Source organism: Tateyamaria pelophila (genome assembly GCF_019966495.1).
GTDB lineage: Bacteria > Pseudomonadota > Alphaproteobacteria > Rhodobacterales > Rhodobacteraceae > Tateyamaria > Tateyamaria pelophila.
This window is the reverse complement of the sequence record NZ_JAIMIA010000081.1, coordinates 1-12,936: the sequence shown is the minus strand read 5'-3', so window position 1 is coordinate 12,936 and position 12,936 is coordinate 1. Positions and strand designations below refer to the sequence as shown.

Below are 12,936 nucleotides of genomic sequence, written 5' to 3'. Positions count from 1 at the left end.
ACCAGAAAGGCCATACCGAAGGTCCAGATGCCGTAGACAAGCACGCCCAGACCCTGAACACCGATCTGTTCGAGGCGGCTCAGGCCTGTGCCAAGGGTTTCGAGATCGCCGTAAAGGCCGGTTGCCAGTGTGCCCCATATCCCGGCCCCCAGGTGCACAGGGATTGCCCCGACCGCATCGTCGATCCTGAGGGCCTCGAGGATCTGGCTGACAAAGACGACAATCATGCCACCAACCAAGCCAATCAGGGCAGCGGACCCTGTCGAGACGGCGAAACAATTCGCGGTAACGGCGACAAGCCCACCCAGTGCGCCATTGATGAACTGATCCACGTCAAGTCGCTGGTTGACCGCATATCGCAGACCTCCGGCCGAAATGGCACCGACGCATCCCCCGACGACCGTGTTGATCAGGATAGATGGCACGGTGTCATCCAGCACCAAGGTGCTGCCACCGTTGAAGCCAAGCCAGCCGATGAAGAGAAGAAGAGCGCCAAGCGTGGAGGTCGGCATGTTCGACGGGGTAATGGATTGCGCGCCCGAGCCGTCATCAAAGCGCCCCAAGCGCGGGCCGATAATCAAGACGAGCGCGAGACCCGCCCAGCCGCCAACGCTGTGAACCACCGTCGACCCGGCAAAATCCACAAACCCCAAATCCGCAAGCCAGCCCGATCCTTCTGCTATGCGACCGGCCCAACTCCAGTGACCTGCAACGGGATAGAGAAGCCCGGACACGATCAAAGCGGCGAAGAGATATGCACTAAACTTCATACGTTCGGCGACAATCCCAGAAAGGATCGTGACCGATGTCACACACAACATCACCTGAAACAGGAAGAAGACAGCGAGTGACGGAGTTGCTTTGGCAAAGTCGAGTGCGAACAGATCCAACCCGATCCATCCCTGATAACTCAGGCCATACATCAGTCCGAAGCCCACGAGCCAGAATGCCAGGGCCGAGACACAGAAATCGCAGAAGTTTTTGATCGCGACGTTGATGTTGTTCTTCGAACGGGTCATTCCCGTTTCGAGGCAAAGAAAGCCCGCTTGCATCAAGAACAATAGGGCACTGGCGATGATCACCCAAAAAAGATCAATGTCCTGCATCAACCGACCCTCCGCCGAAAGAAGCGGTCGCTTTGCAGTTGCCCTTCAGTCGGAACATATCGAGCGTGCAAAAATTTCATCCGGCGCTCTCCAATGAACGTCCTTCTGTAGTCTGCATCTCACTTTCGTGCTGCATTCCATGTTCTGAGATATTGAGCCCGGCGATCTCTTCCTCTTCACTCACCCTGAACCGGAAGACCGCGTTGCCGGCCGAAAATACCAGAAAGGCCATACCGAAGGTCCAGATGCCGTAGACAAGCACGCCCAGACCCTGAACACCGATCTGTTCGAGGCGGCTCAGGCCTGTGCCAAGGGTTTCGAGATCGCCGTAAAGGCCGGTTGCCAGTGTGCCCCATATCCCGGCCCCCAGGTGCACAGGGATTGCCCCGACCGCATCGTCGATCCTGAGGGCCTCGAGGATCTGGCTGACAAAGACGACAATCATGCCACCAACCAAGCCAATCAGGGCAGCGGACCCTGTCGAGACGGCGAAACAATTCGCGGTAACGGCGACAAGCCCACCCAGTGCGCCATTGATGAACTGATCCACGTCAAGTCGCTGGTTGACCGCATATCGCAGACCTCCGGCCGAAATGGCACCGACGCATCCCCCGACGACCGTGTTGATCAGGATAGATGGCACGGTGTCATCCAGCACCAAGGTGCTGCCACCGTTGAAGCCAAGCCAGCCGATGAAGAGAAGAAGAGCGCCAAGCGTGGAGGTCGGCATGTTCGACGGGGTAATGGATTGCGCGCCCGAGCCGTCATCAAAGCGCCCCAAGCGCGGGCCGATAATCAAGACGAGCGCGAGACCCGCCCAGCCGCCAACGCTGTGAACCACCGTCGACCCGGCAAAATCCACAAACCCCAAATCCGCAAGCCAGCCCGATCCGCCAGCGCCGTCAAGGCCGGCCCAACTCCAATGACCTGCAACGGGATAGAGAAGCCCCGAGATGATCACCGCGACAAAGAGATAGGCGCCGAACTTCATCCGCTCTGCGACGATCCCAGAGAGGATCGTGACCGCGGCCCCGCAAAACATCACCTGGAATAGGAAAAACACCGCAAGAGACGGGGACGCCTTGGCGAAGTCGAGGGAGAACAGGTCCAACCCGATCCACCCTTTGTAACTCAGCCCAAACATCAGCCCGAAGCCGACAGCCCAGAACACCAGCGTGGACAGACAGAAATCTGCGAGGTTCTTGATCGCGACGTTGATGCTATTTTTTGAGCGGGTCATCCCGCTCTCTAGGCACAGGAAACCACCCTGCATCAGGAAGACCAGCGCACTGGCAAAAATGACCCAGAGCAGATCAATGTTCGCCATCAGACGAACTGCCAGAGCTTACGGATATGAGTACCTTGTCTCGTCACACGTTCAGCCAACCTTCAATCTTTTCAAGAAGTCGCTTTATGTCGACCGGCTTGGTATCATAATCATCGCAGCCAGCGCCCAGGGCCTTGTCACGATCACCCGCCATGGCATGTGCCGTCAGCGCGATAATCGGAATGCTCTTTGTTTGGTCACTTGCCTTGAGGTGCCGTGCCGCGTCCCAGCCGTCCATGACCGGAAGGCTCATGTCGAGCAGTATTATGTCGGGACTTTCTTCTGAGGCCATCTCGACACCGCGCTGGCCGTCAAACGCCATCACGACTTCGTAGCCTTTCTTCTTGAGCCTGCGAGACAGCATGTCTCGGTTCATCTCATTGTCTTCAACCAGAAGAATTTTTGCCATTTTGTCTTCCCTTCCTATTCTTCCTTACCGGATCCTCGGTACGCAGACTCAGGCTGCGTCTGTTTGCACCGATGCATCCTGTGCCAGCCGAGCTTCAACGAGTTTTCGCAGATGCATCTCGAGCATCGTGTCGAGCTGTTCCTCGGTTTCAAACATATGAAATGCTCCGATATAGGAGCCGTCTTCACCAATAAGCCAGCGATCGAGATACCGGCTGAGCTTGTCGATCTGATCGAGCCTGTCGAGAACAATGTTACGATCCTCGAGCGACAACGTCGGCGCCCCCTGCTTTCGGTAGAGAAGCATCTCCGGAGAGCCTTGCTGCTTGAAACCGCCTAGGGCGTCCTCGAATTCGAACGCCGTACCAGACTCGTATCTGGTCCCGTCGGGTCTCAGGATCGTATCGGGTAGAGGCGAACCGATGCGAGACCAAAGAATACCAACGTAGATTTCGGTCTCATGCGGTGGGTGTATCTGAGCTTGGAAGGTCTCGGAAGCCAACATGGGCTCCTCTTCCCAGAGGATTGGGATGAGATAGGCACGCCCAAAGAACTCTTCGTTAAGACGCCCAATTACAGTTTTTGCCACTCGCCGCTCGGGAATGACGTCGCCGGGTGAAGAGATAAAAATCCGGAACTGCTTTGAGATATTCTGACGGAGACGAACCTTTTCAAGACACGCACTGATCCGCGCTTGAAGCAGGATCGGATTGAACGGCTTAAAAATGTAGTCTTCGGCACCCTGAAGGATACAGTCGACCATCATTTCAATGTCGTCAGACGCAGATAGCATAATCACCGGGATCGTGCGCAGGCGAGAAGACGCCTTCATTCGTTGCAGAGTCTCAAGGCCAGATAGGCCGGGCATCATGTAATCTAGCAAGACAAGGTCAAATCGATCGGTTTCGAGGATGGCAAGGGCCTCCTCTCCGCTGGACACCGTCCGCGCCGAGTATCCCATGCGTTTGACCCGCCGTCTTAACAGCTCGCGGTTTGACGGGTCGTCGTCTACCAGCAAAAGTTCGCCCCCTTGACCGATTTGACTGTTGATTATCGAAATGTCTTGTTGCGGAGAGCGTTTGCCTTCTTTCTTCGGGGCGGTTTTTTTGTTGGTGTTTTTCTCGAGCAAACGTTTCGGGATGGCATCTACGAGACTCAGCGCCGCTCGCCCCGCTTCGGCGATATTTTCCAGGTCAGATATGAACTCAGCTTCGGCGAGGTCTGTCGCCTCCTCGAAGATCATTTCCGAATAACCGTTTATGTGGTTGAGTTGCATTCGAAACTGAAACTGAGCGTCCCCAACATTGACCTCTTCAGGTGAGACCGTCGAAGCGCCCAGGAAATCTTCTATTAGGACAAGCATTTTGTGACCTGCATTCTGGATTGCTTGCAGGTCTCCCGAAAATGTCTTCAGGAGATCAGGCGGCAGATCCTCCTCAATCATCTCGGCATAGCCGATGATGTGTCCGACAGGTGTACGAAGGTCGTGGCGCAACTTTGAAAGTTGTGCTTTGAAATCGCCGCTATCTTCCACTTTTTTCATCATCCGGCAGACGGCGGTTCGTGTTCACGGTGGTAGCGGTGCGTGCTCCACTGGACCACATCCATGAGAGAACGTTCAGCCAAATCCGAAATCACATCTTGTGCGTGAATAGGATCAGAAATCACCTCGAGGCGCCGCTCAGCAAGTTCGAACAACTCTCCCTGGTTTGCGTACTGCCAAAGCAACTCACGTATTGCCATTTTCGTTTGATAGATTTCCCATATCGCAAGCCAAAGCGGCAAAAGCCCCATGAGAAAGACGACAAGGGTCTTGCCATCAAGATCGCCGATATGGAAGTGGTAGAGGGTATCTTTGAAAAAAAGCAGCGAGAGGGCACCGAGAAACGCTACAAGAAACAGATACTTCTTTACCATTTCAAGACGCTCGTGCTCAGCATGCAACTGGTGATGCTTTCGTGAAAAATAAGCCGCTTGATCCTTGACCCACCTTTCCGAAACTGCCGCAACCCTTTCTTTTGCGTGCACTGTGCTTTCGCAGGCCAATGGTTCTGTGCATCGGATTGCATCGCCAATCCATCCAAAGCCCTTGAAACGCTCGATACCGGTCAGTCGCAAGAGGCGCCGCGTCTGGCCTGTTGCACCACCTCCGGACAAGACAAGGAAGAATCGGATGCGGAGTGCCTCGGCCAGTGCGCGGAAAGCGAGGTGACGTCCAAACCACCCGCGCCTTGAGCCGATGGCAAAAATTAAGAAACCTCCTGCGAAGAGAGCCACATAAGCGATGAGAAACAGTTTCAGTGCGGCAATCTTCGCATAGAGCAGAAATGTCAGCCCCATCATGGCTGCCATGAGCCCGAAGAGCTTAAAGAGACGATCCGATTGACGTTGATTTGCGAGGGCAAGTTGATCCGCACGTACGAAATCCACGTCGATTGACAAGGCGACCTCTGATATCTTGACATCATCAGGTACAGAGATCGGATAGGCGGTCAGATCGGTGCCGATTTCTGTGTCCCGCTCGAGGACATACTGGTCAAACTCGCGCCAACGCTCCTCTACGAAATCAGGGATATTCGGTAGACGGCAGATAAGACCTGTAGCACCCGCCTGTACTAGGTAACTTGTCTGCACGTCGCCCTGTTCAACCTCATCCGTCTGCCTGGGGGCTTCGATCCAGATCGCGAGGTCGGACCGATCATCTGCCAACCCGGCGTCGACAACCGCTTCGAGTTTGCGGGCTTGCCGTGCCTGCGGCTCTGAACCAGAGAGATAGCGAACCACAACGTCGGACGATCCACCAGTCAGACCCGTCACCTCTCCATCCCAAAGAGCAACTAGGACATTCGAACGCCTGACAAGGTAATCCATGAGCCGCGCGTAGAGGGCATCACGAGCCGCGCCCTCTTTGAAGTCGTCCTCCCCGGTCCCGTGAGGGAGTGGTAACTCCTGCACTTTGACGCGCGCGTCATCCAAAAGTCTGATTAGGTTGGAATGGGCTTCGCCCTCAAAGTCAGCCTCGTAGAGCGCGCGGGGCATCGGCAGAACCGCGCGCACGGGCAATCCGATCTCAAGCGCAACCTCGGTGGCGAGTGTATCGGCGCCCTGAGCCAATCCAGTGACAAGCTCAACCGGAAGGGCTTCAAACCGCTCCCGCATAGCCTCGAGTTCATTTTTTAGCGCCGCGCGTATGTCGGCAACGGCTTCAGGATGAATGTCACGGTGCCCTGTAAGACCAATTGTGAAGACAAACCCTGATTTTGACACTCCGTCACCCATTCTGCTCTCCCTCGACGTTTAGTGCCCATTTTGGCGCCTCCAGGTCGAGTCGTTTCGAGATGTCCACAAGCGCTTCGCATTCCTTCTGGGTCGGCGTTCCGTGAACACCCGTCATTCCGACGGCAATCGCGTGGGCGATTTGTGATCCGCCCTTCATTTCACTTGCCCGGTCGAGCATAGCGAAAACCTGACCATCACGGGCCAGAACATCTTCTGCGGCCGCAAAATCGCGAAACAACTCCATTGCGTGATCAATATTCATATGTCTGAGCAAGTCTGCCTCGGTCATCGTTCTACGGAGAAACTGTTCCTCAGTCTCATCAACATCGCCCCGGCAAGCAGCGATGATGGCAGCGCCTGCCATTGTCGACTTCAATACATCTTCGTGGCGAACCTTGGATGACAGAAGGCTCATGAAGTGATGCAATGCCGGACGTTCCAGCAATTCGCCCACGTTCTGTCTTAGCTCTTCGGAAAGCTTGCGGCGTTCTTCAGCATGCAGAGCTGCCAGAAGCTCTTTGTGGGCGACTTTTGCATCTTTTTCGCGTTGCTGAGCGCGAGCAGCAAGATCGTCCTGGAGTTTGCCGTGGATTTCAGGGTGATCGGATATCAACTTTCGGACGGCCTCGTCAGGGATATGAGCAACCACTGAGTATTGTTCAGCCTGCGCGAGGTAGTTTCTGGGCGCCGACTCCAGGAAACTTTGCAAGCCAAAGATCTGGCCTTCCTGACAGTTTTCGACTTTGATTTCGTTCAACTCTTTTTCGTCTATGGACTGATAAAGCGCGACATTCCCGCTAAGGACGAAATAGAGCCCATCAGACGGCTCTCCCTGCTCATAGAAGCAAGCCGGTGGATTGAGCGACAGAATCTTGGCGGCATCGGCCAACTGGGACAGATCTGCCTCCGGGCACTCCGCAAAGAGTCCCGATTTCGCAAGCTGTTCGGCGACCTTGTCCTTCCCGAAATCCGCGGCGCCAGTCTGGTCGAGTTTCTCCCATTCGTCGCCAGTTCCCAGCCAAGTGCGGTTGATCGCGATGCGCAGCCGATGCTTCCTCATCGCACTCCAGATGGCCATGACCATCTCATTCTGGGCATCCCACCAATGATCGTCATCATCGAAATGCCACCGAACCCTCACTTCAATCCCCTCGCTCGTATATCCGAGCATATTGAAGTCAGGTTTCGGATCGCGGCGTACGAACCTCGAATTTTCAAGCTCCTTTGCGATCGCGCGGATGGCCAGTTCCGGAGGAGATGACAGTTCCAAAGTGAAAGTCAGGAAGTACCGAAACCGACTGGTAGGTTCGCTGAAGTTCAGAATGGTTCGGTCAGCGACGCCACTGTTGGGAAAGATGTAGAGAGAGTTGGTATGCGGGTTTTTGACCGAAATCGAACGCCAGTTGATCTCATGGACTTGACCATACACTCCGTCGATCTCGACATAGTCACCGATACGCAGGGCCTGGGTGGCGTTGAGAGCAACGCCGGAAAAGACCTCCTTCAGTGTCGATTGCGCGGCAAAGCCCAGCACCAGAGCCGCTACGCCCGATGTGGCCAGCAAACCTCCGATTGGCTCATCGTAGACGAAGTGCATCACCAGCAAGATGGCTGCAAGGTAGATGGCAACCCCAACGCTTCCCTTGACAATGACCGGGACCTTCCGCTCGCCATGATCCGAGAGCAGTCCATCCCAAAGGACGACGCGAACTACACCGTTCAACAGAAAGGCAACACCGATGGCCGTCGCAGCAAGAACGGCTCTCTCCATAGGCGCGACAAGAGAGTCTGCTCCGAGGAAGCGAAGCCCGGGACCGATCGTGAAATCGAGGACCACCAGAAGGCCAATGAGTTCTGCCGATGCCCGGATGCGGTGAACCCGCCCGGACACATAGACAGTCGCGATGCGCACCAACAAGAGGGCCGCGGATGCCAGAAGGCCGAACAGGCCCAAGGCTGGTATAACCTGCTGTAAAGCATCCATTTTTAGCCCCCCCCAAACCTATTGATTATTGAATATTAGTATGTAACGGTTTCATGAGGAGTGTCAAACTGCCGAAGGCCTTGATGGAGAGCGGGCAGGTCGACGCAACACAACACAGAAAGGGAGAAGGGTTTGGTTTTCAACTGGGATGACGAGGCCGAAACCAAGGCAGGATACACCGCAGCTATTGAGGCGGTGCTTGGCTTGGCCGCACAAAAGATGCCAGTCACAGAAAAGGCCGTCGAAGAGTGGCTTGATGTATCGCTGAGCGGCATTGACGAACATAAGCACATCCGTCGTCATGCTATGGCGATCGCTATGCGGATGATCCGCGGGCCTCTGCACCCGCCAAATTGAACTTATGTTTAGCACGATCGATATTCTTTCGTTCTGTCAACTATTGGCTGCATCGACTGGAGGGCATCAGGTGCTGTTACCGCATACTTGATCATTCATTGTCTGTCGTTAGTTGCCAGTCGCAATCTGTTTGTCTGAGTGTCTCAAGGAGATAAAGTCAAACGGCTCGATTAGGATGTGATATGGAAGCAAAAATCGCACATGGGTAAAATCTGCTGAGATCGCTTCGTCGGAGTACTAAATGGCTGCATCTTACTACATCAATACCTTTGATTTGCCGCCAGATCAGGCGCGAGAAATCTGGCGTGAGATAACCGACGAAACGTATGAACTTTCTCAAGCAGGCTCTGCGGGGAGCTATTATAGATTTGCTACCCGTATGTGGTTTTCTCCAGTTTTGTTATTTTTCAGGATCCGAGCGCAAGCGAACACCATTGTAAGACCAAGCAAGCTGGTTGAGGGGAGCCCCACTCGCCTCATAAAGGTTAAATTGTTTAAATATGGCGGAGAAACAATTCAGTTAGATGGTGAAAAACACCACTTGGATAGCGGTGCACTCCACTTTATCGATCAAAATCGATCCAAGAGCGAAACTTACAGTGATCACGAGCTAGATTCGATCTTTTTGCCTTATGACGCACTTGGATATGACCCGTCGACCCATCCGCCCGTCTTTAGTGTAAGCTTGGAATCCGCCGTCGGACGTTTTCTTTCGGCGAGCGTCGAGGCCGCATTTCAGGAGCTTGAACATCTGAGCCAAAATGACCTTCCGGTTCTTGCAGAAAGCCTCTCCGGGACGCTTAGAAGCGTTTTTACTCATGGAACGAAACATGAAAAATATTCAAATACCCGAAATGACCAAATCCGTGCCCTCAAGGTCTTCATTGAAGAGAACCTCAATTATAGTTGGCTTGGCGTGGACAGGATATCTGAAGAATTGCATCTATCCCGAGCGACACTGTTCCGCCACCTAGAAGAATACGGAGGAGTGAACCGGTACATTCTTTCGCGCCGGTTGAGCAGAGCATATCGGGATTTGTCTGAGGCACAGCCCGTGCGAGGCGTCGTTAAAGACGTTGCTCAACGTTGGGGATTTTCTTCACATGCTCACTTCAGTCGGTTGTTTAAGGAAGAATTTGATGTAAGCCCCGTGTCTTTGGTCGGTCGGTGGGTTCAAAACCCCAAAGGCGCGGCACTAACGGACAACGCTCAAGAGCAAGGGAACACCTCTCAATATGCGCCCAGCATCGCTGCGCTAAAGTGGGCGTACGAAAGGTACAGATAGCCCATTGGCCGTTCATTTGTCTGCTTGAGACGCTCAGACAAGAAGATTGCGACTGGCAACTAACGACAGCCAACGAATGAAAGAGTAAAATGATAACCTCTTGATATCGTCTAGTTTATGGCGCGAATAAGCAAAATGAACGAAAGGAAGAATACCATGGGAAACGCTCGTCTCGACTACATCTGGCTGGACGGCTACGAGATCGCAAATATCCGGACGAAGGCACAAATCCATCCGGATAGTTCGTATAACGGGTCTGTCGAAGACACCCCGAAATGGGGCTTCGATGGCAGTTCCACTCAGCAGGCCGAGGGCCATGATTCCGACTGCATCCTGCAGCCGGTTCGTGTCTATCCAAACCCCTTCAGACAAAACGCCTATCTCGTTTTGTGCGAGGTTTTTCATCGGGATGGACGCCCCCACGAGACCAACACGCGAAATCTGATCGATCGGGACTCCGAAGCCGAATTCTGGTTTGGATTTGAGCAAGAATACATTCTGATGACCTCAAATGGCCGTCCTGTTGGCTTTCCGGACGGCGGTTTTCCTGAGCCCCAGGGCCCCTATTATTGCGCCGTCGGAGCGCACCGCGTCGAAGCGAGGGAATTGGTCGATGAACACTGGGACGCTTGCCTTGCCGCCGATCTTGGGGTGACCGGGATCAACGCAGAAGTCATGCTGGGTCAGTGGGAATTTCAGTGTTTTGGTAAGGGCGCCCTTCGCGCAGCCGACGACCTGATTGTAGCCAGGTTCCTCCTTCAGCTTATCACAGAAAAATACAATCTGATTGCAACCCTCGACCCGAAACCGATCTCTGGGGATTGGAACGGCTCCGGCATGCACTCGAACTTTTCGTATGACTACCTGCGCGATGTTGGCGGAAAGGACTATATTGAAGCCCTCTGTGAAGGCTTCCGACCGTTCCACAAAGATCACATCGATGTTTATGGTGCCGGAAACGAACGAAGGCTGACCGGATCTCATGAAACGGCCTCTATCGATCAGTTCAGCTTTGGGGCATCGAATCGAGGCGCATCTATCCGCATCCCGCTTTACACTACGACACATGACTGGAAAGGGTATCTCGAGGACCGGCGTCCGGCATCCGATGCTGACCCATATCTGGTCGTCGACCGCATCATGCGGACAGTCAAAGTGGCGCACGAGGAAGCTCTGAAAGCAGTCTAATTGGAAGGAGTGGGGTGTGAGATGGCGAGGATCGAGATTAGGAAGACGATCTTCGCAGGCGGGAGCAAGCGGCACGTTCCTGAACGTGCAGCTTCCTAGCTCCGGGAATGGAAACGCTCACCGGTAACCTGAGAAAGAGGGATCGGCATTTGCCCATTAACGAAACTCAGAAGAAAGGCTTACCCATAGGCCCAAAGTTTCTTGGTGTTTTCGTTTTGTACTTCTTTATCAGTTGGGCTCTGGGCATACTCAGCCTGACATTGGCGGCTAACTACGACGGTGTTGCGATCATCTGGTTGCCTGCCGGTTCTGCTCTTGTTGCGCTGGTCTTCATAGATATGCGGCTTTGGCCAAGCATTGCTTTGGCAGTATTGGCCTCTAACCTCTATTACGGATCGGGCATTCAGGCCGCCGTTGGAATTGGAGTCGGGAGCACTTTGGGCGCGCTCATAGCTACCTTTGCCTTGCGTCTTCTCGGCCCGTGGGGGCAGCTCTCGATCTTTTACAAAGCCCTAAAGCTGGGCACCTTCGGAGCAGTAATCAGCGCGGCCATTAGCGCCGCAATCGGCGTCGTATCACTCTATTTCTCAGGCATTGTACCCGCTTCAGATTTGGCAACAAATTGGGCGCGGTGGGTGCTGGGGGATTCAGTAGGGATCTTTTTGTTTAGCTCGTTCGTCCTTGTTTTCTTCATGTTTGTAGATCGTGACGGAACCAGCACCGAGCCCTAACGGAACGCTAGTCATGTGTAATGATGGGGTCGGGGGTTCTAGTCCCTTCAGCGGCACCACTTCTCTCTTATAAACCAGAAGCTTGTCAGTTCATTTGAGACAAGAATCTACCCCGGGCGTTCGGCAGGAGCTCAGACCGCGTACTCCACAAAACCCCACAACCAGGCGCGAACATCTTCGCCTTCAATTGGGTCATTGCATTCAGCTAGGATCAAGTGAAAAGCCTCTGCTTTCAGAAAGGCGCGGTCCGCAAGCCCGTCTTGAACAACGTTATCGATATACCTCGGAAGCTCGGCAGCCACTTCGTCAGCACTTTTTCCACGGCCAAACTCGCGGTCGAACCATCGAGCAAAATACTCTATCCATGAAATGAAGTCGGCATCCAGAACATCTCGACTATACCTCTCCTTTATCTTGAATATAGCGTCCCAAGCCTCTGCTTGTTCCGGCGGTCCATCGACCAGCTCTATTTGCCACAACGGGAGCCTTGTTCCACGCACTTCACTACCGGAAAACAGGGGGCTCCCAGATAGGTCTACCCGGTAGACAGGTCCGCCGTATGGGTCGGAATGGACCTGTCGCGCTTTCGTGCCGCCCCAAATGCTCGTTTGGGCTATCGTTCGCTCAAAGGCGACCGAACAGTTCCGGCCAAAAAATGAATGCTTCCCATGGCCGACAGGGTGGTGCAAGGCAAGATTCAGAGGCGCACGCGGAAAATGGCAAAATACCGGGTCAAGGGAGCCGGCCAATTCCGCGAAATTTCCATGCAGCCAACTGATCAATGGGTGACGTCGGCGCGCCAAAGATCAGTGTTGCTGTCAAGCATATGCCCGTGATCTGATCCAGCCTGCCCGATACCGGCGAATGCCCTCGGAACGTTCAATCCGGTCGTTGTTACCAGGCAAACAATCAGCCAATCCTTGCGTAAAACCGAAATCCAAAAAGATGTCAGAGCCGCAGGAGTCTGCCGCATCTTTGCTCCCGGAAGGTGAGGGGCAACCGGAACCCGTCCGGTTTTGAAACTGTCAAGATTATCCGAGCAGCGGTGACGCCAGCCGTAAACATCCGGCGTGGACCGCGTTTATGCGGCCTTGACGTTTTGTGCTGCGGTTTTCCAGTTCCATGGTAGCAGCTCGTGCACGCGCGAGACTGGCATGTCGGGCAGTCGTTTGAGAACGTCAGCGAGCCAGGCTTGGGGGTCGATGTCGTTCATTTTTGCGGTGACGATCAGGGTGTACATGAAGGCTGCGCGGTCGCCGCCGCGTTCGGAC

At 54.2% G+C, this 12,936-nt stretch carries 12 protein-coding genes; 4 read left to right on the top strand and 8 right to left on the bottom strand.

Features of this window, described 5'->3' with window-relative positions:
- From LC354_RS19560 to LC354_RS19535, 6 genes are all read right to left on the bottom strand, one after another.
- Positions 1–1,052, bottom strand: a 1,052-nt coding sequence (locus LC354_RS19560; protein ID WP_263289475.1) for an ammonium transporter, incomplete at its 3' end; no start/stop codon positions are given.
- A 130-nt stretch (positions 1,053–1,182) separates the two neighbouring features.
- Positions 1,183–2,433: an ammonium transporter gene (locus LC354_RS19555; protein WP_223427024.1), complete on the bottom strand. Its 1,251-nt coding sequence runs from the start codon at positions 2,431–2,433 to the stop codon at positions 1,183–1,185.
- Positions 2,434–2,476: 43 nt separating this feature from the next.
- Complete coding sequence (locus LC354_RS19550) at positions 2,477–2,842, bottom strand: response regulator (protein WP_223427023.1); 366 nt, start codon at positions 2,840–2,842, stop codon at positions 2,477–2,479.
- Positions 2,843–2,890: 48 nt separating this feature from the next.
- A complete protein-coding gene (locus tag LC354_RS19545; protein WP_223427016.1) occupies positions 2,891–4,375 on the bottom strand; it encodes a response regulator in 1,485 nt (494 codons plus the stop codon).
- Positions 4,376–4,383: 8 nt separating this feature from the next.
- Complete coding sequence (locus LC354_RS19540; protein ID WP_223427009.1) at positions 4,384–5,880, bottom strand: hypothetical protein; 1,497 nt, start codon at positions 5,878–5,880, stop codon at positions 4,384–4,386.
- A 232-nt stretch (positions 5,881–6,112) separates the two neighbouring features.
- Positions 6,113–8,032 (bottom strand): cyclic nucleotide-binding domain-containing protein, encoded by a 1,920-nt coding sequence (locus LC354_RS19535; RefSeq protein WP_223427038.1) that lies wholly within the window; start codon positions 8,030–8,032, stop codon positions 6,113–6,115.
- Between the two features lie 204 nt (positions 8,033–8,236).
- Between LC354_RS19535 and LC354_RS19530 the strand changes: the two genes are divergently transcribed.
- The 4 genes from LC354_RS19530 (at position 8,237) to LC354_RS19515 (ending at position 11,665) form a co-directional block, all read left to right on the top strand.
- Positions 8,237–8,461: a hypothetical protein gene (locus tag LC354_RS19530; protein ID WP_223427007.1), complete on the top strand. Its 225-nt coding sequence runs from the start codon at positions 8,237–8,239 to the stop codon at positions 8,459–8,461.
- Positions 8,462–8,702: 241 nt separating this feature from the next.
- On the top strand, positions 8,703–9,746 hold the full coding sequence (locus tag LC354_RS19525) for an AraC family transcriptional regulator (protein ID WP_223427006.1): 1,044 nt from the start codon (positions 8,703–8,705) through the stop codon (positions 9,744–9,746).
- Positions 9,747–9,902: 156 nt separating this feature from the next.
- Entirely contained in the window at positions 9,903–10,934 is a 1,032-nt protein-coding gene (locus tag LC354_RS19520; RefSeq protein WP_223427004.1) for a glutamine synthetase beta-grasp domain-containing protein, read from the top strand.
- Positions 10,935–11,041: 107 nt separating this feature from the next.
- Positions 11,042–11,665, top strand: coding sequence for an MASE1 domain-containing protein (locus tag LC354_RS19515; RefSeq protein ID WP_223427002.1), 624 nt, complete (start codon positions 11,042–11,044; stop codon positions 11,663–11,665).
- 131 nt (positions 11,666–11,796) lie between these two features.
- On the opposite strand, the gene LC354_RS19510 is transcribed toward LC354_RS19515, so the two are convergent.
- Together LC354_RS19510 and LC354_RS19505 are read right to left on the bottom strand one after the other, a co-directional pair.
- Entirely contained in the window at positions 11,797–12,144 is a 348-nt protein-coding gene (locus LC354_RS19510; protein WP_223426998.1) for a hypothetical protein, read from the bottom strand.
- 602 nt (positions 12,145–12,746) lie between these two features.
- Positions 12,747–12,936 (bottom strand): transposase domain-containing protein (locus LC354_RS19505; protein ID WP_223423851.1); only part of this gene is annotated, 190 nt, incomplete at its 5' end.